The following is a 21,343-nucleotide window of genomic DNA, read 5'->3' as shown; positions in this document are numbered from 1 at the left end:
CTGCCGTTGGTCGAGCCTCCTTTCAACTAATATCTCTAGGCTCTCTCTTATTTAAATATGATTAATCCCAAGGCCGATCGTTTCGTGCTCCAATCCCTTAATTGGCGCACCAATCGTCCCGTATAACGCTACTGCGATCCATTCGCCTTCCTCTTCACTTTCATACGGAGTCCCTCTCACAACCGAAAAGCGCAAGCCCACTGTCCGCAGAATTTCACCCAATTGGGTCTGACCGCGGGTGACCCCTGTCAGGGCTTCCATGATGGCATGATACAAGGCATGCATCTCCCGGTACAGATCTTCCCGGACCAGGTCACTCCGCTTCGCCGCTGTTTCAATCGCGGCTACAATCTTCTGACTGTCCATGGAACCGATCTTACCGGTGCAGTAACTCCAATTCAGCTCATTGAAATGACGATTCCACTCTTCCTCTTCCCTGTCTAAGAGGAGAAGAAGCATGGCATTTTTTCCGATACGAGTGTGATCTGTCTTATTCAAGTGGCATTCGCACCTTACGTGAAAATTCTAAAAATACTAATAACTACTATTATTGTATGGTCTGAATCAGGAGAGGTCAACGAAAAAAAGAGTGATTTTAGAAACTTAGAGAGGTAGTTTGGTAGCGTGGTAAAGGGTTTTTGCGGTGGTACGGGAGGTGGAGGTCCGTCCCTCAAAAAAAGACGTACCTGTTCAGGTTCGCCTCATTCCTCCTTTACTCTTCTTGTTTTTTTCCTTTTCCTTTGAATATCTGGGGATTGTTCATTAAGTAGGTGACGGTTCCGTCATCGGACTTCAGGCTTAAGTAGGATAGGATATCCTGTTTGTCTTCGCTGGAAAGTGGGCCGTCTACAGGGTACAAGGGCAGGATATTCAATCGCTCCGTTCCCTCCCGCTTTTCGAGTACAATCTTACAATCCTTTGGTGTGATGTCACCTATCCGGACAAACTTGAATGGGATGGAGTGATTCCGATCGACGGGAACGGCAAACAATGTCGTGAACCCGACTGTTTCGAGAATTTTATCCGAGTACATGATGCTCTCGAGCGCATGAGAGAATCCCGGCGGACGGTTCACCACGACTAACTTATTGTAATAATGCTGCCCTTGAAAAACGACTAAATGTTTTTTTGATTTCTTGACGATTCTTTTGGAAATGTGAAAATCCTCGAATACTAAAAGAAATTCTTTTCTCATACTTTCCTCCTCCTAAAAATAGGGATTTCGTCCTACTGAATATGAATTTCGACACCAACACCCAAAATCCTCTATATTTTTTCCAAAAACTTCTATTGTTTCACTTTTTAATTGTATTTTTATGGAGTTCTACTTTTTGTACGCCCTTTTCTACATACTCCTGATATCTGCTGATTTGAGGAGCCGGAAAATAATTGAGCGTGCGTTCCTTGGAAAGTAAGGGGTTATCAATGGAATGGATGTAGAAAGGATAACTGCTCCAGGGGTATGTCTCGGGGTGAATGGTGAGTTTTGCTTCAACTGGATTGTGGTGGATATATCTGCTGGCATTAATAAAATACGATGGTGTATCGATCTTGGTCGATCCATACCGCCCTTGGAACACATGCCCGACATAATCATATTTTTTATTGAAATAGACGGCGTATCGGGTGTGAAGGATACGGATGGACTTCTCCAGTGGAACATCGTGGGTTTCGATCAGCAGATGAATGTGGTTGGACATCAAACAGTAGGCGTGGATGGTAAATGGGTACTTTTCTTTCGTTTCCTGCAAATACGTTAAATACTTCTTGCGATCGTCATCATCATGAAACAGATCCTGCTTCCGGTTCCCTCTCGCCGTCACATGATACGTCGTTCCCGGACTCCAATTCCGAGGCGTTCGAACCATACCCTCACTCCTTCTCTCAATCTCATAATCTTACATTAAATCTATTCGACACGAATGCGTAAAATCCTCTTTTTTATTGAGGGACGGACCTCTATTCATTCACAATACCGTGTAAATGGAATGGGTAGAGAGGTCCGTCCCTCGTTCTATCTATCTCTTCTGTGGTCGTCTAGGTTGGTGATGCTTTTTGGTGTGTAGTAGATGACTCGCCGTTTACCGTGATGCGTTGTGCTGAACACCAGGTTGGATTCCGGTTTCATCTGGATCCATGTGATGACTTTCTTTATTTCCTTCGTAGAAAGGCCAGCCTCATCCCTATTATGTTGTTCCCCCATTCTATCTCCACCTTTACCCCCAATTCGACAAAATCACAATTATATTTACATTTTAATACGTTTTACTGTAAATTTGTATACTTTTTCCAAATTATATTTAAACGTAATCAGAATAAATATTTCAAAACGTGTAATTTCCTAATACCTGCCCGTAAAACCTTTATCTTGAAGAAAAAAGGGATAGTCGGTGAAAACAATGGATCTACATGTAGAGTTACAGCATTATCGCAATGATGTATTAGAGCTGACCCAGAGAGAAGCTGCCCTTCGCCTGAATATCAGCCAGGGCGCATTATCAAACTATGAAACCGGTGCAAGGGACATCCCCTACAAAATGCTGCTTACCTTTAAGGAAGTCTATAAAATCCCGACCCATGAAATGAACCGGATCATGTACGGGGAGGAGAGCGACAGCCTTGGACAAAGCCACGACCCCATGATCCTGAGAGAAACCTTCGAAGACGAAGAAACAAAAGAAATTCTAAAAACCCTCCAGGAGCATCCAAAATTCAAGCGAACCCTGTCATCCCTCTCCTACTTCACAGAAAAGCGCAAAGAAAAATTCATCGCACACGTAAACCACTTCTACCAGACGACGAAGGACTGGTAGAATCCCACGGGAGGGACGGACCTTACTATTCGCAGCTTAAACCCTGTTATACCGGGATTTCCTTTCCTATCTTTTCATAAAAGTGAGGTCCGTCCCTCAATTCACTCAAAAAAAAAAAGCGCCTAGATTCCCGGGTTTTTGGGGTCTAGAGCGCTTTTTGGTTTGTATCTATGGTGTATCCGGATTGGAGTTCTTGTTTTAGCCAATGGATCATTGTGTTGGTATCCATGTTTCCTTGTTGACCTTTGTCGAACGCTTTTTGGATAACGTTCAAAATATGCTGATCGTTGTTCGCATTTCCTTTCAAAAAGACAACCTCCTACATCATTAAACAGTTTATATCACTTTATTACACTATTAGACGACATTTCAAACATCAATTTTATGCTATATTACCAGAAAACGTCACTTGTTTAAAGATAAATTTTTTTAGAATGATCTTCAAAACATACTTTAGGCCTATTTAACTTCCATAACCAAACGTCGATATAATAGTGGTATGGTCTTGAAAAGTGGCAAAATCATCGAAAGGTGATGACGCAAAGCTATAGGGGCTATTACATGCCAGCCAGCTACCAAACCAAGGAGGGATTATTTTGTCGTTTTTGACACCCGAAGAAATAGTAGTAAAAAAGAAAGCTCGTAAAATGTGGATGTACATAGGATTATTTGTTTTTACTGTCGCTCTAATAGCGGGCACTACATTTTTAACGTATAACATGTAAAAGCGTCTTGAGGCGCTTTTTTAATTTTATAAATTTCCATTCTACAATTTATGGAAACTTTCGGGGTTTTTCGATAGAATAAGAGAAGTAATCAAAACTAGTTGGAGGCAACCATTTATGCATACAGAAGTTAAACTCATCCGGGGATTAAGACAACCATCCTACTTCTTTTATCAATTAAAGGAAATGGAAGTATTAAGAGGATATAAAAAAAAGATTCTCCTTGTTTTCCTATTGTCTGCCCTTATCTTTGGCCTCATTTCTTCCTTTGGAATCGGTATGGACCCTCTTTCAAAGGAACTGACGAAACTTTCACCCTTCACATTCGAGATGGAAAAGTTCTTGTTCCTATTAGGAAGAATCATTTCTGGAATAGTATATGCGGCAGTCATCCTGTTCGTACCGGCCCTGATTTTCTGGACCATTTCAGACGAAGGGGAATATCGCAAGCTTGTCATCACCCAAAGCCTGGTCTTACTCATACTATTAATTGAAAGACTGACCTATATTCCATTATCCCTTTTTCTTTCACTTGATTGGTTCTCATCACCCCTATCACTCGGAGTCATTGCTCAATACATAACCGCTAAACCATGGGTCATCTATTTCCTGGGCTGTTTCTCCCTATTTAAGATATGGGTTTTCTATATTCAATACAAAGGCGTCAAGAGACTCACTCAGCAAAAAAACTGGCTCATCTGGCTCGTGATTTTGTTAATGAATCTACTATTCTGGGCTGCTACTGCATTTCTTGCATTCCTGGATTTATCCACTCTAATCTAACTATTTAAAGGCTGTGAACATTCATGTACAAACGAACCTTATTCTATACCACCCTCACCGTGTCGCTCCTTTTTATAGGCGCCAATACATATCTCATTGAAAAAGCGGACAGTAAAGTCGACCGGGAAGTCCGTGTCGCCGAATGGGAACCCGTCAACAAAGGGGCTCTTGCAAAAGAAATGCCGAAAGCCGGCGTCGTTGCTTCTGAAGAAGAAAACTACATCTATTTTAACGATGAATTCGGCTCCTTTAAAAAATTCCTTGTCAAAGAAGGGGATCAGGTTAAATCCGGAACACCCCTATATGAGTATGAAGTAACCGATCAATCTCAGCAAAAGAGCGTCTTGGAATCAGAAGCTGATCAACTTGAAGACGAGATCGACAGCATCGAAGGCAATATTTCCGACCTGAAGCGATTGGAATCATCCCTTCCATCAGGCTCGACGGACGACAAAGAAATTCCCATCGACGCCAGTGCCCTTCAATCGGAATATGATCTTAAAAAAGAAATTGCCGCCAAGGAACTTGAAATTGATCGCCTGGAAAGTCAAATCGACAATCTCGAGCGCCAAATTTCCGATATCGAATCGTACGAAACGACCCTGACCGTCCAAAGCAGCGTGGACGGAACCATCAAGGACCTATCCCATGCGATCGACAATCCATTGATCACGATTGCCTCAGAGTCAACCATCGTCACCACCGATCTGACGGAAAAAGAAATCGTCAGAGTCGATGAAAATATGAGTGCAACCGTCCAATCGGATGTTGAGAAAAAAATTCTAAAAGGGCTTGTCACCCGTGTGGCAACCCTTCCCAAAAACGATCCGCACATCCAAACAGACAGCCTATACCCTGTAGAAATTAAACTGCAGGACACAAAAAACGAACTGCTTCCAGGACACCATGTCTTCCTATCCATCATTACGGATAAAGTCAAAGGTGCCTTCGTGGTCCCGGTAACGGCCGTTGAAAAAGATGGCGAATCGAAATATATTTGGATTTTAACATCAAAAGGCACCGTCGAAAAACGCAAAGTCGAAACCGGCCTCACAGTCGATGGACAGCAACAAATCAAATCCGGTGTGAAAGCAGGGGAATACTATATCGTCTATCCTGACGAGATTCCCGCCCTACAAAAAGGCGCAACATTCATCACAGCCCTTGATTGGGACAAAGTGAAATTGAGAGATTTGAAGAAATTCGATCGTCCGACGATATTGGAGAATTTATTGTTGGGGATTTTGGAACGGAAATAATCGTAGTATATGGAAAGCGTCCTTTCAATCAAGATAGGACGCTTTTTTTATATAGTACCTCATCTATTATAAAAAATATGACCGCACAACTTATGGCTCCTAATGATAAACCGGGAAAAATAAAGTAAGTGATAGCACCGAGTCCAATATGTATAACTCCCGAAACCCAAGGGCGCATAGAAGAAAACTTTATGGAAATATATTCGGCCACCAGTGAAACAGGTAACCCATAAAAAACATTACCGATCAAACTAAACAAAAACACCACCAAAACAAAGAGTGACAACTCTCCACCTGTACTATATGAATCCCCTGCAAAAATAGACAGAGAGAAATAGAAAATAAATAAGCCAATGGTAAAACAAACGGTGGTATAAAAAGCGGCTTTCACTTTTCGGAAGTTGTCCTTCCATATCCCCTGTCTAATGGCAGGCACCGAAATGATAACAACCAGCAGCCCAAGGAATGCCATGACCTCTACAGATGTCTCAGAGACGAGTAAAATTGTGATAACAACCAGCATTGAAAAAACGAAAATAAAATTCTCTTTCTTCATATTTCCACGAACCCTTTTTAGTTCATTGTACTACATGTGAAGAAATGCCGAAATGACCTACAAAACATACATACTCCTCCCCCACCAACAAATACTATACCTACACCAAAAGAAAAGGAGCACGAAATCCACCATGAAAACACTCAAACGCCTCACCATCCTCCTATCACTACTAGCCCTCACCCTGCCCGCCACCTCCACAACAGCCGCCCCACCACCCCACAAAAACGTCATCCTCATGATCATGGACGGCACCAACTCCGACATCCTCACCCTGTCCCGCTGGTATCGAGGGACGGACCTTAAGCTCGATACGATTCTCAGAGGCGGCGTCCGGACGTATTCCGCCCAGTCTGCCATCACCGATTCCGCTGCAGCAGGTTCCGCCATGGCGACAGGTGTGAAGACGAAAGCCGATTATATAGGGATGAACCCCGATGGACATCCCGTCTTGACCGTCCTTGAAGGCGCTAAACTGTCCGGATACAACACTGGCATCGTGTCCACCTCCCCCATCCAGCACGCCACCCCCGCTGCCTTCACGTCCCATGTTTTGAACCGGGATGAGTTCGGGGATATCGGTGAACAGCAGGTGTACCAAGGACTGGACGTTGTGTTAGGCGGTGGTGCTGCATGGCTAAAGCCGCAAACCAAGGAACCCACCAAAGACGATGACGGCATGCTGAAAACAAAACAGATCAGCCGTGAAGACGGAGAAAACCTTTTTAAAGAGATCCATACTTCAGGATATGAGCTGGTTCTGAAGAGGGACGGACTTCTAAGGGGGACATCATCACCAAAGCTGTGGGGAGTGTTCGCTGATGAAGATATCTCCTATGAATTGGACCGTCCTCAGCTGAATCCCGATGAGCCCTCCCTTGAAGAGATGACCCGTGCAGCCATTGACCGACTTTCTCAAGGTAAAAAAGGATTCTTCCTCATGGTCGAAGGCAGCAAGGTAGATTGGGCCGCTCATAAGAACGATCCGGTCGGCATGATCAGTGAGGTATTGAGCTTTGACGATGCAGTCCGTGAGGCCCTTGATTTTGCCCGGAAGGACGGAAACACCATGGTGGTTGCCGTGACCGATCATGGGAATAGCGGATTGACGCTTGGGAATCACGAGACAAACGGTGATTATAAAAGTATGCCTGCCGATAGGTTCATCAAGCCACTGAAGAAAGCAAGGCTTACCGTCAAGGGCGCTACATCACAGCTGAAGAAGGATCGATCGAATTTAAAAGAGGTTCTTTCAAGCTATGGGTTGGGTGAACTGAGCGAGAAGGAATTTGGCGCAATGGAAGCCGCAAAGAGCGTTGAGGGTCTTGAGAATGAAATGGTGAAACTGATGGCGAAGCGGGCACATCTCGGCTTCACCACCCACGGGCATACCGGTGAAGACGTCTTTTTATACTCATATGGACCAGGTAAGCCGGTTGGACTGATCGAAAACACCGACATCCCAAGGATGATATCTACTTTTATGGGATTTTCACTGAGGAACGGCACGTTTGCTTCATGGTATGTGGATGGAGTGAAATATTACCGGGATAGAGGCTATGAGGTGTCGTTTGAGGGACGGACCTCTAAAAACCCTGTGATGGTGGCGAAGCGTGATGATTTGGTACTTCGTTTTCCGGAAAATAAGGATTTTTATTGGAGAAATGATGAAAAAGTGGGGTTGAAGAGCGTGAATGTGTATGATGGGGAGACGTTTTATGTGCATGTGGAGGAGTAGGGTGGGGATTGGGCAGGTTTTGAAAGGGGAACGTTGGGTTTATTTTCAATAATGGGTGATTTATTTTCAATTTAGATGATTTATTATCAAATCCCTTGAGTTTATTTTCAAATCCATAGATTTATTTTCAAAATCCCTTCCAGCGGCCGGTGCCTGGCACCTCACCAGGGATCTTTTTAACAGTCCTCAATTATATTATCGACCTATCCCGCCGCCCGCTCCCTTACAAATCGCGATCCCCGCCACCAAACCACCTCTCCAAACCACACCATTCGACAAACCCCACATCCCCTTTCCACCACTTCCCCCACCCCCAAGTTCCTTTTCCCCCTCCTTTTGCGTTATAATAAAAGAATGCGATTTTATAGATTGGAGAGGTTGGTTGATGTCGATTCGTATTCAGGAGTTGAAGGATAAGTTGCTTCCCATGAGTCAGTCGATACAGGGTGAGCTGGACCCGAATCAGGACGAGAGCAAGAATGTCGTTTCGAAGGGCCTTCTATTGTTCCGTCAGAATCTGGTTTCGAACGTAAAGGTCCGGGAAGATGAAGTGACGGCGGAGGTCCAGGATGTGACGCCTGTGACCCTAGAGCTGAATTTATTATTCCCCCTTTTAAGCAAGTGCTCATGCCCTCAGGACAAATGGTGCCGGCATCAAATGGCGACCTTTTTTATGCTCTATAACAAAGTTGGACGGGTCAGTGAGTGGATCCAGAGTTGGCGGAGTCAATCTCAGCCTGCCAGTCAGGAAGCACAGTCACTGGATGAATTAATGAAAAAACACGGTGCCTTAAAGAAGGCAAGCGATCTATTGAACGAACGGAAAACACGGGGCAACAGCCCAGAGGAATGGTGGCAGTTCTTTGAGTCTCTTCTTAAAAAAGAAGACTTGGAGTTACTGGAAAGACAGCCCTATTTAATGGACGTCCTCGTTCAGAATATCACGAAGCGATTTATGAAGGAAGCGCCGTTCGAACGGGAATGGAAGCCCCTTTATCAGCTGTTTGCGACCTTTTACCTCTCGATTGAAATCGACCTTTTTCTACAAAAACGGAATGTCGAGCTGAGCCGTGAGCAGTACAGCATGTACGATTTCCTCCTGGGCGAAATGGAAGATGCCGTAGAGAAGCTGTCGATCCATGCCATGCCGTTCAGCTTCGATCCGTATATTGCTTTTTTGAAAAAGCAGACGATCGAGATGAGTGATTCAACTGAGAACAGTACGATGATGAAGGCTGAGGTGTACCGCTTCCTATGGTACTACTTGTTCAAGCAGAAGTCTTGGCGCCGCGAAGAAGTCACGCGATTGGAAGAGGAAGAAGTCCAGGATCCCACTTTTCACAACGTGGCCATCCTTCATCAATACCTCCTCCTTGAAGATTTGAATAAAGCGAGTGAAGTGGTGGATGAGCTTGGGACGGAACTCGTCGCTTACAGCGAATTCTGGCTTCGTAAATTCTTCGTCGGAAAGCGGTATGAAGTCGGCTTCTTTCTGGTGCGGAATATCTTGTCGAGAATGCCGGACCATCTCGAGACCCTTGATTATTATGAAGCGACCCGGTTCGTCCGCTGGTTCGTGCGGATTCTGCCGATGGATTGGCTGATGGAAAAGGACAGCACGCTAGTGAACGAGCTTCTCCTCTCCATGCTTCCGTACAGCTTTTTCTCATACAACGAGTATCTCATCACGGCGAAAGCTTACCGAGAGTGGGTTGAGTTGCAGAAATATATGAGCTACAGCATTGCAGAAATGGAAGGCATGGGTCTCCGTGACGTGACGAAGGAAGCACCCGAACTCGCCCTTCCCATCTATTACGCCGGCGTCATCACCGCGATCGATCAGAAGAACCGCGACAGCTACAAGCTCGCCGTCCGTTATATGAAGAAGATCCGGACGATTTATAAAAAAACGAAGAAAACCGATAAGTGGGATGTGTATCTCCCCTATATTCTGGAGAAATATAAGCGTTTACGCGCGTTCCAAGAAGAGTGCAGAAAGGGTAAGTTAATCGATGCTTAAACTGTCTTCCGTCAAAATCAATGTCCATACAACTGAATATGAAGACCGTTTCTACATCACTGCGGAAAACGATGAAGGCGAACTCCTTCCCACGAAAGAATGGAAGGGGCAGCTGTTTCTTTGGCATGAAGAAAGCTACTACGGAACCCTTATCGAGGAATCGAACGGTGGCGTTCCGGTCACTAAATGGCAGTTCCTGACCCTTCTTGCCGGCGAGCATTTCAGCAGCATGATCCAGTGGGACTGGGATGAAACCGGGCAGGCATGCATTGCGATTGCACCGGTGATCTATGAGGCCGTTGAAGCCGGACGCTGGCTGCCTCGCTTTGAAGAATGGCAGGAAAAGGGACTCCAGTTTCACATCCCCGATGAAGTCTGGTCGAACTTCAACGACGAATTCTGGGAGGAAGAGCTTCCCGGTGGAGGTCCGTCCCTCAAAAATTTAACGGAAAACTGGTTTCAGGGGGCGTTGAATGAGGCGATGGCGTCTGGTGGATCGAGTGCGATGAAGCGGATTCAGAAGCTGAAGGAGAGTACGCTGACGTCTGAGGAGCTTGATGCGTACTTTGATGAGAAGCGTTGGAGTGAGTGGATTGCCGGTGAAGATGAAGAACTGCCGTTTTCAATCGGACTTCGAATAACCGAACCTCTTGATGAGGATGAGTCCTGGGAACTCGAAACGATTTTACGAGATCGAAAGAAACAGAACCGGATCATATCCCTTGCTGAAGACACGGTTCCCCCTTCCTGGAAAAAACATCTGAACGACGTATCCGCTGAACAGAAACGCTGGATGAAAATGCTGCCGATCCTCCGTGACACGGATGGCTCTCTCAGGACCTCACTTGGTGAACACGACGCATGGGATTTTCTATCCGTGCTCAGTGAGAAGCTCATCGATCTCGACATTGAGATCCTCCTCCCATCCTGGTGGGAAGCGATGAAGGATGCCCAAGTACTCGTGAAAGCAAAGCTAAAAAACACGGATACGAGCTATCGTAAATCCTTCGTGGGACTCAACGCCATGCTCGATTTCGACTGGCGTCTCTCCATGAACGGTGTCAATCTTTCTGAGGATGACTTCAATCAGCTCGTTGATGATCAACGCCGATTGGTCAAAATCCGCGGTCAGTGGATGAAGCTCGATCCTGCCATGATTCGCCGGATTCAACAGATGATGACGAAAGCCAAACAGGAAGGAATCTCGATCCAGGATATGCTCGAACAGGAGCTTGTCCCCCGTGAGGACGATGAGTCGGAAACGGATTCCAATGACGATGAGCATGATCCTTATCAATACGCTCGGATCCAGCTCGAGCTCAACCGCTCCATGAAAAAAATGGTTCATCAGCTGACGAATGTGTCATCGATTCCGCTTACGGAAACGCCTGATAGTTTTATCGGTGAGCTCCGTCCCTACCAGCAGCTGGGGATGAGCTGGATGCTCTTTTTACGGAAGTTTGGCTTTGGCGCCTGTCTTGCTGATGACATGGGACTCGGGAAAACGGTACAGCTGATCACGTATCTGCAACATGTGAGGGATACCGAAAAACCGGTAACCCCTTCCCTGATCGTTGCCCCTACCTCCGTTCTCGGAAACTGGCAGCGTGAGTTGGAGAAATTTGCTCCGGACTTGAAGGTTCATCTACATTACGGTCCAACCCGTGCGAAGGGAGAAAGTTTTGCGGCTGCCATCAAAGATGTCGATGTGGTGCTCACCTCTTACGGCTTGTCCCATATCGATTATGACGAGCTATCACTCGTCGAATGGACATCGATTTCTCTTGATGAGGCCCAAAATATCAAGAATGCCAATACGAAGCAGTCCCGTGCAATCCGTAAGCTGAGCGGCAAGCATCATATTGCTCTCACCGGGACCCCGATGGAGAATCGTCTGTCAGAACTGTGGTCAATCTTTGATTTCCTGAACCACGGCTATCTCGGTGGGTTCACCCAGTACCAGAAAAATTACATCGCTCCCATCGAAAAAGACGAGAACGAAGAAAAAGTCAAAGAGCTTCAGGCCAAAATCAAGCCATTCTTACTGCGCCGTACGAAGAAAGATCCTGAAGTCGAATTGAATCTGCCTGAAAAACTCGAGCAGAAAGAATATTGTCATCTGACTGCCGAGCAGGCGGCCCTGTATGAGCAGCTCGTGAAAGACACGCTTGCTAAAATAGAAACACTGAGCGGTTTTGAGCGCAAAGGATTGATCCTGCAAATGCTTAACCAACTGAAGCAGCTCTGTAACCATCCGGCTCTCTATTTGAAAGAACCGGACCCGAAGTCGATCCTGTCCCGCTCTGAAAAAATGCAGAAACTGAAGGACATCGTGGAAACCGCCCTAGAATCTGGCGAAGCCTGCCTGATCTTTACCCAGTATATCTCAATGGGCGAGATGATCCAGGAAGTGATGAAGGAAGAATTCGATGTGAATGTCCCGTTCCTGAACGGAAGCACGGCTAAAGGAAAACGGGATGAACTCGTCGAGAAATTCCAAAACGGCGACTTCCCTGTCTTCCTTCTGTCACTGAAAGCAGGCGGTACCGGTCTGAACCTGACCGCTGCCAACCACGTCGTCCACTACGACCGCTGGTGGAACCCGGCCGTCGAGAACCAGGCCACCGACCGTGCCTACCGGATCGGCCAGAAACGTTTCGTTCACGTGCACAAGCTCGTTTCATCAGGCACCCTTGAAGAAAAAATCGATGCCATGCTCATGAAAAAGCAGGCTCTGAACGACGAAATCATCCGCAGTGACCAGTGGGTGACGGAATTGTCGGATCAGGATCTGGAATCGTTGCTGGTGTTGGAATAGATGTTGTTGTTGCCTCTTTCCTTTTATGGGAAAGGGGTTTTTTTGAGGAGTTATTAACTATCAAATGGTTATATTTGGAAAAATACGCAATAATTGAAATAATGACGCAATTAACAATGGAAATGACGCAATTAATTTGAAAATGACGCAATCACTCAAGAAAATGACGCAATTAATCTCATAGCGAATCACCACACACTCATACAGCCCAATTTCTCATAAAATAAATGCCTGAAACCGGTTCAAACTAGGGATTCCCTCCCCCAGTTTCTTAGTATCTCTCAAATTCGTCTCATTACATGCCAAAACCTGTACAAACCCACCTCCTCTATTAATCTAAAACGATATCACGTCTTCTAATTTTCTTTTTTTCAATTATAATTACACAAAATGATTCACCATACCAAATAAAAAAAACACCAGCCTCCCCTCAAGGAAACCGGCTCAATATGAAGACAAAAAGGGGAATATTTCACTTACTAACCGCTATACATATTTATGTCTAATGAGGCAAATCAGGGGCATCGTGCGGGTGACCATTGGAATTTGAGACAGAGTACTTATAGGTTGGATTGACGCTTATGGAAAGAAATCTGGTTGAGGGTTATAAAAGATCAAGATGAGGTTTTCAAAACCGGGTTTGGATATTCGTATCCTTGTTCAAGGGCGGTTACCCGTTGAGATAAGTAGAAGTTTTCGACATTGACTCTTGCTACTTTTTTAATGAGATCTTCCGTCATTTTTTCCAGTCGATCGATTCTTTGTTCAAGTTCTTGCAGTGTGACCAAAACTCCATCTCCCTTTTAAAAAATTAGAACGGCAATTCGATTGGTTCTTTCTTGCTCGGTTCAGGTGTAACCGGGGATGCCTGCTTACTGTCCAGGAAACGGACGTTTTCAGCGACGACTTCGGTGATATACGTCCGCTTCCCTTGATCGTTTTCAAAGTAACGTGTTTGGATGCGGCCGGTCACCCCAACGACGGAACCCTTCCTGCAGTACTTTTCCGTATTGTCCGCTGCACGGTTCCACATCGTACAGAGTACAAAGTCGGCATCAGTTTGGCCTTGCTGATTCTTATAAGGCCGGTTCACGGCAATCGTCACGCTAAGTACTGATTTTCCCTCCGTTGTTTTTCTCGCTTCCGGATCTTTCGTCAGTCTTCCCACCAGGGTCACTTGGTTGATCACTTGGGTTCATCTCCTCCTTTCTGTTAAGGTGATCTCATCTTACTTCTATGTGCAAATCTTGTAAAATCGTGAATTTCCGAAATTAGAGGTAAAAACGGCTTGAATTTCGGAAATTCGCCTAGGGAGATTTTCCTCTTTTTCATTAAAATCATGGTCAAAAACACAAAATTGCATCTTTCGTCATTTTTTTCATTTATAAATGTATTAGGGAAACAAATCCCCCCTGTGATATAATTTGATAAAACCTTTAAATGGGAGATGTTCGTTCATGAAAACCTTTAAAGTGATTTCCCTTCAAGTAGTGGAGAACGAGGAACTGCATGACTTCGAGCTTGTGGACGGTCTGATCATCAATAAAGAAGACGGTCAGAAAACATGGCTTGTCGAAACGTATATGTCGAATGAATACATCGAATTTTTCCAAAAGGCTCAGCAAAGCAAAGAAGACTTGGAAATCCAGGTCGTGATTTCCCATGCAGCCAATGATCCTGCTGCCTTCATGACATCCATCCGTTGTATCAAAGAAATGGATAAACATATCAGCATTATGTTTGAAGGAAAATTGAAGAAACAACGGAATGAATATGCGGAGATACTGCTTGATGACTTAGTCCAGAAAGGGTACTCCGGGGATGAACTCGTTCGTGAGTTCCGTGAGAAGATGGTATCTAAGCCGAGGATTCCGGCAACGGCAAAGCCGAGCATTTAATAATACGAATATATGTAATTTCTTGTCGAATTATTTATGATATAATTATATTTAATATTGTGACTTCAAACATGAAGTCTTTAGGTAGGTGTCCCTGATGATTGGAGAGAGAGTTAAGAAATACAGACAAGAAAAAAGAATGTCCATGACGGAGCTCGCTGAAAAAGCAGGCGTAGCTAAGTCATATTTGAGTTCAATTGAACGTAACCTTCAACAAAACCCTTCCATTCAGTTTCTGGAGAAAGTTTCAGCGGCTTTAGGAATTCCTATGGATGCTCTATTATACGATCAACCCGAGGATCAAAACATTGATCACGAATGGATGAAGATTGCAGAAGAAGCAATGGATTCTGGAATCACCAAGGAACAGTTCCGGGAGTTCATTGAATTTAATAAATGGAAATTAGGCAATAAATAAAGTCTTGCGAAGAGTTCGCAAGACTTTATTTATATTACATTATTTTATATCCGGCCTTTACTTCCTGGGATTGCTTTTGTAAATACTCCCTGATTTGTTGCTTAGATATTCCTGCTTCCAAGGCTTCTTTCACTAGCTCAACCCATTCTTGGTCCAATTCTCTATTCCCCAAATTGTTTCCCTCCTAAAATACAGTAAACGTATTCCAGGCAATCCAGCCGCCATCGTATTAATATGCGTTTCAAATTCACGTTGATGTCTTTCATATGTAGTCTTCCAGGAAATTGATTTACTATTAATACTTTAGACCTGTGACTTTGCGTCCCCATTTTTCAATGGGTTTGCCTTTTTCTGCCCTCACTCTTCATCGCTTTTCGTTATATCAATAGTACCATCTTTTTTCAAAATTTTTTGTCTATTCAAAGAAAATTTTTACACTTTTTTCCTACAAGTGAATGCTTTATTCGACATTATCCAAGTTTATTACTAAATAAATTGTTGTATTCTTTAAAAGCATAAAGATATTTGTCGAAATTCAAAGATATTTATTGTTCATATTCTTTTCATAAGCTTCTAACTTTTTTCGGAGTGGGATAAAATCACTATGCCTTAAGAAGGGCGTATAAAATGGTGCTTCAGTTAAGTCATGACCGCAAGATGGGCAAATCCAATCACCTGTTTCAGTGCTACTGAATGAAGAGCGAGTACATCGATTGCAAACTTTTTTATACATTTATCCACCTCTCTAATGTTATGATCACTTCGTTCTTATTAATATATTCATTTTGTTCTGTATAAAGAACTTTATAAATTAACTATAGTCTAATTTCCATAAAAATGAAAGTCTGGATTTTTTATTTTTATAAAAAAACAGAGGCAACTCATAGTCGCCTCTGTCTTACCCCATTACTCGTCCTTATTATCCTTATCCTTCATATCAATATCATCTTCTACAGCGTCTTCTTCAGGTGTGTTGTTATCCTTCGCTGCATCTTTGTCGCCTTGCTTGTTCTTGTCTTCTGACTCAGGGTAGTTCTCTTCATTCATGTCCCCGTTGTCGTTCATATCGTTATTCTCATCCATGTTGTCGTTTTCTTCCACTGGTGCTTCGTCTTCCGGAGGAGGCTCCTGGTTGGCGTTACATCCTACAAGAAGGAAAGCGGCAAGTGCAGATCCACCAAGGATCGATAGTAACTTTTTGCTCATGATGTATGACTCCTTTCTATGTTGGTTAATGTAAGACCGTTACGTTGGTCTTTTGTTAGCTTTCCCGGAAAATGAATTAACTTGCATATGGAATCATTTTTTCAAGGTAAAAAAAGCCGGATTTGACGTGAAATGAATCACATCAAACCCGGCCGCATTATACCTGATTACTCTTGCTTATCCCCAAGAGCAAACATCATCTCTAATTCACAAGCAACTTCACCATCAACGGTTGCAACACCTTTTCCTTTACCGATCGGTCCTTTAAAGCGGATCATTTCCACTTCAAGTCGGAGCTGATCACCAGGCTTTATCTGACGCTTGAAACGGCATTTGTCAATGCCCGTGAAGAACGCCAGACGTCCACGGTTATCCTCGACCTTCAGCATCGCCACAGCTCCGACCTGAGCCAGCGCCTCGACAATCAGCACGCCCGGCATCACAGGGTAATCAGGAAAGTGACCATTGAAGAACTCCTCATTCGCCGTCACATTCTTGATCCCGACCGCTTTCTTGCCTTCCTCCACCTCTAAAATCCGATCCACCAGCAAAAACGGATAACGATGGGGAATAATCTCTTTAATCTCATTAATATCAAGCATAAATAATTCCTCCTACCAATATGTATGTACACCTTATTGTACAGAAACTGTGGTTGTAATAGCAACAGGATGGGAGGGACGGACCTCGAAATCCGCCCTAATCCCCCAAGGAAATCCCTTTATATCAACATTTCTCCTCAAAAAAGGCATCAAATTCGAGGTCCGTCCCTCCCAACTCCAAATTTGCAACGATATCTACGTAAAAAAAGGGACGGACCTCGAATCACAAGCTCCATCCGCAACGAAACCCTGTTATATCAAGGTTCACTGTCGTAAAAGCTAACGATTTCGAGGTCCGTCCCTCAAAAATTATTTCTTCATTACGATATCAATGATATGCTGCCAGGTTTCTGCTTTGAAGACGTCGGCAGCGTTGCCGTTGCCGATGCCAGCGAAGCCGATGACGGCACCGAGGACGAGGCTTCCTGCAAGAAGAAGGATGAACAGAAGGATTCTGAGCCAGATGGGAAGCATGCGAACACGCACCCAGCGTGATGGCTTAGTTTCGTCCTTTTGCTTTGCCTTTTTTTCTGTTTTTACTGATTCTCTTGTCACTTTTTCTTGCAGTAGCTCTTTTTCACTCATAGCATTTAACTCCTTTTAGCGTATCCCATTTACAAGGCCCATCATTTGATCTGCAAGGGAGATCGATCGCGCCTGGAATTGATATGATCGTTGAACACTCAGCATGTCCGTCATTTCTTTACTGATATCCACGTTCGATCCTTCTAACGAATTCTGAACCATGGAAATATCAGATCGTGCTCCACCCGTGACGTTGGTCACCACTTCATCTTCCGTGACGCCTAGTTCATCCAGGTTGTCTGCAAAACCTAACAGGTTCCCGCCAAATTGCTCCAGAAATTGAGATTTTTCAACGGTCACAACGCCGAGGTTAAATCGTTCTTCTCCCCCACCGGCACCTGTAACGGTCAGAACCCCGTTATCACCAAGCTGAAAGGAAGAGGCATCCTCAGAAAACGTAATATAGTTATCATTCTCATCCAGTACCGGCAGCCCGCTTCCGTTCACGAGCATCATTTCCCCGTTCCCGGTAGGACTCGCAGAGAATGCTCCGTCCCTCGTGTAGCGTACGGCACTCGAGTCTTCATCAGCCGCCAGCACCTTGAAGAACTGACGGTCGCTGGTCAACGCGAAGTCCAGAGAGCGGCCTGTAGCTTTCAACGACCCCTGATTCAGGATCAGCTGCGCCTGTGAAAGTTTGGCACCGTTCCCTTCCCTGACTCCAAGAGGGGTTAACCTGCCTGTTTCGAACTTGTCTACGCTCTGATTTTTCACCTGTTGCACAAGCATCTCGGAGAAAGTTGCATCCCTGCGCTTGTATCCATTTGTATCTGCGTTCGAAAGATTATGACCAATCATATCCATCTGTTTCTGCAATTGGCCTAATGTGTTGGTTGCTGTAATCATCGTCCGATTCATGACACGTTCTCCCCTATTATAAGGTATTCAGTGACGAAATTCATTTACAATACTTGCTATCCGTTGACCCTGCCGATTTCGTTGGCTGCCTTTTCCATACTCCGGTCATACGCCTGAAGCACTTTCTGATTGGCTTCGAAAGCCCGGTACGCCGACATCATGTCGGTCATCGTACGGGAAGCATCGACATTGGATCGCTCCAGAAAGCCCTGCTTGGCAGCAAAAGAAACATTCTCTTCTTCATACGCGTCCGGAAGAACTGCAGTACCTTCTGTGGCAAACAGCCCATCTCCCTGCTTGACTAACAGGTTCGGGTTATCCGAGTAACCTACTCCCAATGTTGCGACGGCATTCCCATCCACGACAATCTGACCATTTTCCCCGACCGTGAACTGATCGCTTGCCAGTTGAATCCGGTCACCATTTTCATCCAGCATATAAAAACCGCTGTTCGTGGTGAGGAAACCGTTGCCGTTCACTGTCAGATTTCCGTTTCGCGTATAGCGTGGTGATCCATCCGTTCCTTCCACCGTCAGGAACACCGATCCACGGATTCCTGTCTCTTCATCAACAGGCATGGAACCATCCAGAAGCGCCACATCCAAGCCGCGACCCGTTTCCTGAAGATCACCCTGCACAAAGGAAGGGATCGTTTCCTGCATATACACACCTGTATTGAGTGCCCCCACTCTTTGATTAAAAGGAAGCGACAGCTTTTTTTCAGTCGGGATCGATGTGGAATCCATCCTATCCATCAGCATTTCAGGAAACGCCCGCATCGAAGCCTGATCCGCTTTGTAGCCCGGTGTATTGGCATTCGACATATTGTTCGTCAGCATCTCGGTCTTCCGCTGTTGAGAAAGCATGCCGGATGCTACTGTATAAAATCCTCTAAACATCTACTTTCACCTCTTAACCGTTATATCGGATCAATGGCGCATGGGTTTTACCCGATTCTTCTTCTCGAAATCTTATCGATATTCTCAAGCATCAATCCCGTTCCGATTGCTACACAATCCATCGGGTTCTCCGCAATCAATACCGGTACTTTCAGTTCTTCTGCAAGAAGCGTATCCATTCCGTGAAGAAGGGCTCCACCACCTGTTAAAATAACTCCGCGGTCAATAATGTCCGCTGATAATTCCGGCGGCGTCTTCTCAAGGACATTTTTCGCTGCCTGTACGATGACCGCCACTGACTCACGAAGAGCCCCTTCGATTTCCTTCGATGTCACAGTGATCGTACGTGGAAGTCCTGATACCATATCACGTCCGCGGATGCTCATTTCCTTGCGATCTTCGTCAAGTGTTTCAGAGAATACCGTCCCGATATTCACCTTGATATCTTCAGCTGTACGCTCCCCGATCAGAAGCTTGTACTCTTTTTTAATATAATTCAGAATTTCGTGGTCAAATTTATCCCCGGCCATTTTGATGGACTGACTCGTCACGATGTCACCCATGGAAAGAACCGCTACATCCGTTGTTCCTCCACCGATATCCACGACCATGTTTCCAGTCGGATTGAAGATGTCCATCCCGGCACCGATCGCCGCCACTTTAGGCTCTTCCTCAAGATAAATCTTCTTCCCGCCACTCTTTTCAGCCGCTTCCCTGATCGCCTTTTGCTCAACGCTCGTGATGTTCGTCGGGCAGCAAATCAAAATGCGCGGTTTCGAAAGGAATCCTTTTACATTGAGTTTATTGATGAAATGTTTCAGCATCGCTTCTGTCACATCAAAGTCTGCGATGACTCCATCTTTCAGCGGGCGAGTCGCCACAATATTTCCAGGAGTACGTCCAACCATGCGGCGCGCTTCCTCACCTACAGCTAGTACCTTACCCGTATTCTTATCCAGTGCCACGACGGATGGCTCATTCAAGACAATCCCTTTTCCTTTAACATGAATCAATACATTAGCCGTACCAAGGTCAATCCCAATATCTTTCGCGAACATCTTATGTTTCTCCCTTCTACTTTTACAATTTCAACATTGTATTTCATCTATGGTTTCATCTTTATGTCATTACGCAAAAACGTTAAGGTAAAACTTTCACCTAATTAACTATTTTACCATAAATATGTCGAGTGGCGATATTCTTTGTCAAAAAAATGTATTGATATTGTTATTATTTTGGGAAAAGATAGGTGTTTTAGAGAGGGATATTACAGGAGTATTAAATTTGGTTGTTGGTGGGGGGATTTTGGGGTTCAGCTGCTGAATAGTTAAGTGATTTCACCTGCTGATTTTTTCTGGTTTTTTGACAGGTGAATTTCATCTTGAAATCAGCAGTCAAAAATCAGTCGGATGCATAAATTGTACCTGGTACATTCATGGTTTTTTGTACCTGGTACATCCACGGTTCTTTGTACCTGGTACAACAACTTCTTCTTGTACCTGGTACACTTTTAACCATTTGTACCTGGTACAACAACACAGGGTACACCAAACAACCACTCACCCAAACACAAAAACACACCAAGCACAACCCATCATTCTGGGGCTTGGCGTATTTGTGTTAACTGTGGAGCTCTTCTTTTTTGTACTTCTGCTTGGTTGCCTCTCCACCTCGTAGATGCCGGATTGATTTATGGTAATCAAGTATGGTTTTGACTTCATTTGCGAGATCCGGATTGATTTCTGGCAGTCGTTCCGTTAAATCTTTATGGACAGTACTTTTGGACACGCCAAACTCCTTCGCAATTACACGAACAGTTTTTTTCGTCTCCACGATATACTTACCAATCTTGATTGTTCTCTCTTTGATGTAATCGTGCACACCACTCGACCTCCCTAAATTGGATGTGAGAAGTGTGAAATGAGACTCGCTTTCGCATCAATGATATAGTATAGACCCCTTGCTCATGGGCAAGCGGCAGAAAGCCTTATTTAGGACGGCAGCTTCCTGATGTTACAACGTATAAACAACTTATTCAGCTAATGATCAATGGTGTAATGACGATTCCTCACCTCAAACACTCTCTTTTTGATAGGTTTGTTTCATTTTATTAGCTTGTGCCCACATATATGCACAAAAAACACAATAAGGACAAGGTTTCGATT

Annotated in this window: 24 protein-coding genes and 2 riboswitches; of the genes, 8 read left to right on the top strand and 16 right to left on the bottom strand. The window is 44.6% G+C overall.

Going from position 1 to position 21,343, the window contains the following annotated elements:
- Positions 1–51 precede the first annotated feature (51 nt).
- The 4 genes from hutP to ACSQ2E_RS01345 all read right to left on the bottom strand — a co-directional run bounded on the left by hutP (position 52) and on the right by ACSQ2E_RS01345 (position 2,203).
- Positions 52–498 carry a hut operon transcriptional regulator HutP gene (gene hutP / locus ACSQ2E_RS01360; protein WP_079534321.1) on the bottom strand — a complete coding sequence of 149 codons (447 nt, stop codon included), beginning with the start codon at positions 496–498 and terminating at the stop codon, positions 52–54.
- 214 nt (positions 499–712) lie between these two features.
- Positions 713–1,195, bottom strand: a complete 483-nt coding sequence (locus ACSQ2E_RS01355; RefSeq protein ID WP_435989009.1) for a hypothetical protein — start codon at positions 1,193–1,195, stop codon at positions 713–715.
- Positions 1,196–1,295: 100 nt separating this feature from the next.
- Positions 1,296–1,868, bottom strand: a complete 573-nt coding sequence (locus tag ACSQ2E_RS01350) for a transposase (RefSeq protein WP_435989008.1) — start codon at positions 1,866–1,868, stop codon at positions 1,296–1,298.
- Positions 1,869–2,014: 146 nt separating this feature from the next.
- Positions 2,015–2,203, bottom strand: a complete 189-nt coding sequence (locus tag ACSQ2E_RS01345) for a hypothetical protein (RefSeq protein ID WP_435989007.1) — start codon at positions 2,201–2,203, stop codon at positions 2,015–2,017.
- A 196-nt stretch (positions 2,204–2,399) separates the two neighbouring features.
- Between ACSQ2E_RS01345 and ACSQ2E_RS01340 the strand changes: the two genes are divergently transcribed.
- The gene (locus ACSQ2E_RS01340) at positions 2,400–2,813 is read left to right on the top strand and encodes a helix-turn-helix domain-containing protein (RefSeq protein WP_435989006.1); all 414 of its coding nucleotides are present in this window, start codon (positions 2,400–2,402) and stop codon (positions 2,811–2,813) included.
- 145 nt (positions 2,814–2,958) lie between these two features.
- Here the strand turns inward: ACSQ2E_RS01340 and ACSQ2E_RS01335 are convergent, their stop codons facing one another.
- On the bottom strand, positions 2,959–3,120 hold the full coding sequence (locus ACSQ2E_RS01335; RefSeq protein ID WP_435989005.1) for a hypothetical protein: 162 nt from the start codon (positions 3,118–3,120) through the stop codon (positions 2,959–2,961).
- Positions 3,121–3,317: 197 nt separating this feature from the next.
- Positions 3,318–3,393: riboswitch (cyclic di-GMP riboswitch) on the top strand.
- A gap of 262 nt (positions 3,394–3,655) precedes the next feature.
- On the opposite strand from ACSQ2E_RS01335, the gene ACSQ2E_RS01330 reads away from it, so the two are divergent.
- Together ACSQ2E_RS01330 and ACSQ2E_RS01325 are read left to right on the top strand one after the other, a co-directional pair.
- Positions 3,656–4,321 carry a hypothetical protein gene (locus tag ACSQ2E_RS01330; protein WP_435989004.1) on the top strand — a complete coding sequence of 222 codons (666 nt, stop codon included), beginning with the start codon at positions 3,656–3,658 and terminating at the stop codon, positions 4,319–4,321.
- Between the two features lie 23 nt (positions 4,322–4,344).
- Positions 4,345–5,580, top strand: a complete 1,236-nt coding sequence (locus ACSQ2E_RS01325; protein WP_435989003.1) for an efflux RND transporter periplasmic adaptor subunit — start codon at positions 4,345–4,347, stop codon at positions 5,578–5,580.
- Positions 5,581–5,608: 28 nt separating this feature from the next.
- On the opposite strand, the gene ACSQ2E_RS01320 is transcribed toward ACSQ2E_RS01325, so the two are convergent.
- The gene (locus ACSQ2E_RS01320; RefSeq protein ID WP_435989002.1) at positions 5,609–6,136 is read right to left on the bottom strand and encodes a hypothetical protein; all 528 of its coding nucleotides are present in this window, start codon (positions 6,134–6,136) and stop codon (positions 5,609–5,611) included.
- Positions 6,137–6,269: 133 nt separating this feature from the next.
- On the opposite strand from ACSQ2E_RS01320, the gene ACSQ2E_RS01315 reads away from it, so the two are divergent.
- The 3 genes from ACSQ2E_RS01315 to ACSQ2E_RS01305 all read left to right on the top strand — a co-directional run bounded on the left by ACSQ2E_RS01315 (position 6,270) and on the right by ACSQ2E_RS01305 (position 12,712).
- Positions 6,270–7,874: an alkaline phosphatase gene (locus ACSQ2E_RS01315; RefSeq protein WP_435989001.1), complete on the top strand. Its 1,605-nt coding sequence runs from the start codon at positions 6,270–6,272 to the stop codon at positions 7,872–7,874.
- A gap of 385 nt (positions 7,875–8,259) precedes the next feature.
- Positions 8,260–9,894: an SWIM zinc finger family protein gene (locus tag ACSQ2E_RS01310; RefSeq protein WP_435989000.1), complete on the top strand. Its 1,635-nt coding sequence runs from the start codon at positions 8,260–8,262 to the stop codon at positions 9,892–9,894.
- Positions 9,887–12,712, top strand: a complete 2,826-nt coding sequence (locus ACSQ2E_RS01305) for a DEAD/DEAH box helicase (protein ID WP_435988999.1) — start codon at positions 9,887–9,889, stop codon at positions 12,710–12,712. Before ACSQ2E_RS01310 ends, ACSQ2E_RS01305 begins: the two co-directional genes overlap by 8 nt.
- A 614-nt stretch (positions 12,713–13,326) precedes the next feature.
- On the opposite strand, the gene ACSQ2E_RS01300 is transcribed toward ACSQ2E_RS01305, so the two are convergent.
- A complete protein-coding gene (locus ACSQ2E_RS01300) occupies positions 13,327–13,500 on the bottom strand; it encodes a hypothetical protein (RefSeq protein WP_430339893.1) in 174 nt (57 codons plus the stop codon).
- A gap of 23 nt (positions 13,501–13,523) precedes the next feature.
- Positions 13,524–13,901 carry a single-stranded DNA-binding protein gene (locus tag ACSQ2E_RS01295; RefSeq protein WP_435988998.1) on the bottom strand — a complete coding sequence of 126 codons (378 nt, stop codon included), beginning with the start codon at positions 13,899–13,901 and terminating at the stop codon, positions 13,524–13,526.
- A gap of 268 nt (positions 13,902–14,169) precedes the next feature.
- On the opposite strand from ACSQ2E_RS01295, the gene ACSQ2E_RS01290 reads away from it, so the two are divergent.
- Both ACSQ2E_RS01290 and ACSQ2E_RS01285 read left to right on the top strand, forming a co-directional pair.
- Positions 14,170–14,610 (top strand): YwpF-like family protein, encoded by a 441-nt coding sequence (locus ACSQ2E_RS01290; protein WP_435988997.1) that lies wholly within the window; start codon positions 14,170–14,172, stop codon positions 14,608–14,610.
- A gap of 97 nt (positions 14,611–14,707) precedes the next feature.
- Entirely contained in the window at positions 14,708–15,028 is a 321-nt protein-coding gene (locus ACSQ2E_RS01285) for a helix-turn-helix domain-containing protein (RefSeq protein WP_034765209.1), read from the top strand.
- A 34-nt stretch (positions 15,029–15,062) separates the two neighbouring features.
- Here ACSQ2E_RS01285 and ACSQ2E_RS01280 read toward each other — a convergent pair whose 3' ends face one another.
- The 8 genes from ACSQ2E_RS01280 to spoIIID all read right to left on the bottom strand — a co-directional run bounded on the left by ACSQ2E_RS01280 (position 15,063) and on the right by spoIIID (position 21,059).
- On the bottom strand, positions 15,063–15,200 hold the full coding sequence (locus ACSQ2E_RS01280; RefSeq protein ID WP_435988996.1) for an anti-repressor SinI family protein: 138 nt from the start codon (positions 15,198–15,200) through the stop codon (positions 15,063–15,065).
- Positions 15,201–15,233: 33 nt separating this feature from the next.
- Positions 15,234–15,384: riboswitch (cyclic di-GMP riboswitch) on the bottom strand.
- A gap of 550 nt (positions 15,385–15,934) precedes the next feature.
- Positions 15,935–16,234, bottom strand: a complete 300-nt coding sequence (locus tag ACSQ2E_RS01275) for a hypothetical protein (RefSeq protein WP_435988995.1) — start codon at positions 16,232–16,234, stop codon at positions 15,935–15,937.
- A 167-nt stretch (positions 16,235–16,401) separates the two neighbouring features.
- Entirely contained in the window at positions 16,402–16,836 is a 435-nt protein-coding gene (gene fabZ / locus ACSQ2E_RS01270) for a 3-hydroxyacyl-ACP dehydratase FabZ (RefSeq protein ID WP_435988994.1), read from the bottom strand.
- 309 nt (positions 16,837–17,145) lie between these two features.
- The gene (locus ACSQ2E_RS01265) at positions 17,146–17,421 is read right to left on the bottom strand and encodes a DNA-directed RNA polymerase subunit beta (protein ID WP_435988993.1); all 276 of its coding nucleotides are present in this window, start codon (positions 17,419–17,421) and stop codon (positions 17,146–17,148) included.
- Positions 17,422–17,436: 15 nt separating this feature from the next.
- A complete protein-coding gene (locus tag ACSQ2E_RS01260; protein ID WP_435988992.1) occupies positions 17,437–18,279 on the bottom strand; it encodes a flagellar hook-basal body protein in 843 nt (280 codons plus the stop codon).
- Between the two features lie 56 nt (positions 18,280–18,335).
- Positions 18,336–19,178, bottom strand: coding sequence for a flagellar hook-basal body protein (locus tag ACSQ2E_RS01255; RefSeq protein ID WP_435988991.1), 843 nt, complete (start codon positions 19,176–19,178; stop codon positions 18,336–18,338).
- Between the two features lie 47 nt (positions 19,179–19,225).
- Positions 19,226–20,236, bottom strand: coding sequence for a rod shape-determining protein (locus tag ACSQ2E_RS01250; RefSeq protein ID WP_098438738.1), 1,011 nt, complete (start codon positions 20,234–20,236; stop codon positions 19,226–19,228).
- A gap of 562 nt (positions 20,237–20,798) precedes the next feature.
- Complete coding sequence (spoIIID, locus tag ACSQ2E_RS01245) at positions 20,799–21,059, bottom strand: sporulation transcriptional regulator SpoIIID (RefSeq protein ID WP_034765200.1); 261 nt, start codon at positions 21,057–21,059, stop codon at positions 20,799–20,801.
- Between the last annotated feature and the right edge of the window lie 284 nt (positions 21,060–21,343).

Origin of the sequence: Rossellomorea sp. LjRoot5 (assembly GCF_964253455.1) — a bacterium.
Classification (GTDB): Bacteria; Bacillota; Bacilli; order Bacillales; family Bacillaceae_B; genus Rossellomorea.
Note: the sequence above shows the minus strand (reverse complement) of the source record. Positions and strands in the feature narration are given on the sequence as shown.

Coding starts and splice junctions, on each gene's coding strand:
- ACSQ2E_RS01355 (WP_435989009.1), bottom strand. CDS start 1,195: ATGAGAAAAGAATTTCTTTTAGTATTCGAGGATTTTCACATTTCCAAA.
- ACSQ2E_RS01350 (WP_435989008.1), bottom strand. CDS start 1,868: ATGGTTCGAACGCCTCGGAATTGGAGTCCGGGAACGACGTATCATGTG.
- ACSQ2E_RS01345 (WP_435989007.1), bottom strand. CDS start 2,203: ATGGGGGAACAACATAATAGGGATGAGGCTGGCCTTTCTACGAAGGAA.
- ACSQ2E_RS01340 (WP_435989006.1), top strand. CDS start 2,400: ATGGATCTACATGTAGAGTTACAGCATTATCGCAATGATGTATTAGAG.
- ACSQ2E_RS01330 (WP_435989004.1), top strand. CDS start 3,656: ATGCATACAGAAGTTAAACTCATCCGGGGATTAAGACAACCATCCTAC.
- ACSQ2E_RS01325 (WP_435989003.1), top strand. CDS start 4,345: ATGTACAAACGAACCTTATTCTATACCACCCTCACCGTGTCGCTCCTT.
- ACSQ2E_RS01320 (WP_435989002.1), bottom strand. CDS start 6,136: ATGAAGAAAGAGAATTTTATTTTCGTTTTTTCAATGCTGGTTGTTATC.
- ACSQ2E_RS01315 (WP_435989001.1), top strand. CDS start 6,270: ATGAAAACACTCAAACGCCTCACCATCCTCCTATCACTACTAGCCCTC.
- ACSQ2E_RS01310 (WP_435989000.1), top strand. CDS start 8,260: ATGTCGATTCGTATTCAGGAGTTGAAGGATAAGTTGCTTCCCATGAGT.
- ACSQ2E_RS01305 (WP_435988999.1), top strand. CDS start 9,887: ATGCTTAAACTGTCTTCCGTCAAAATCAATGTCCATACAACTGAATAT.
- ACSQ2E_RS01290 (WP_435988997.1), top strand. CDS start 14,170: ATGAAAACCTTTAAAGTGATTTCCCTTCAAGTAGTGGAGAACGAGGAA.
- ACSQ2E_RS01285 (WP_034765209.1), top strand. CDS start 14,708: ATGATTGGAGAGAGAGTTAAGAAATACAGACAAGAAAAAAGAATGTCC.
- ACSQ2E_RS01275 (WP_435988995.1), bottom strand. CDS start 16,234: ATGAGCAAAAAGTTACTATCGATCCTTGGTGGATCTGCACTTGCCGCT.
- fabZ (WP_435988994.1), bottom strand. CDS start 16,836: ATGCTTGATATTAATGAGATTAAAGAGATTATTCCCCATCGTTATCCG.
- ACSQ2E_RS01265 (WP_435988993.1), bottom strand. CDS start 17,421: ATGAGTGAAAAAGAGCTACTGCAAGAAAAAGTGACAAGAGAATCAGTA.
- ACSQ2E_RS01260 (WP_435988992.1), bottom strand. CDS start 18,279: ATGAATCGGACGATGATTACAGCAACCAACACATTAGGCCAATTGCAG.
- ACSQ2E_RS01255 (WP_435988991.1), bottom strand. CDS start 19,178: ATGTTTAGAGGATTTTATACAGTAGCATCCGGCATGCTTTCTCAACAG.
- ACSQ2E_RS01250 (WP_098438738.1), bottom strand. CDS start 20,236: ATGTTCGCGAAAGATATTGGGATTGACCTTGGTACGGCTAATGTATTG.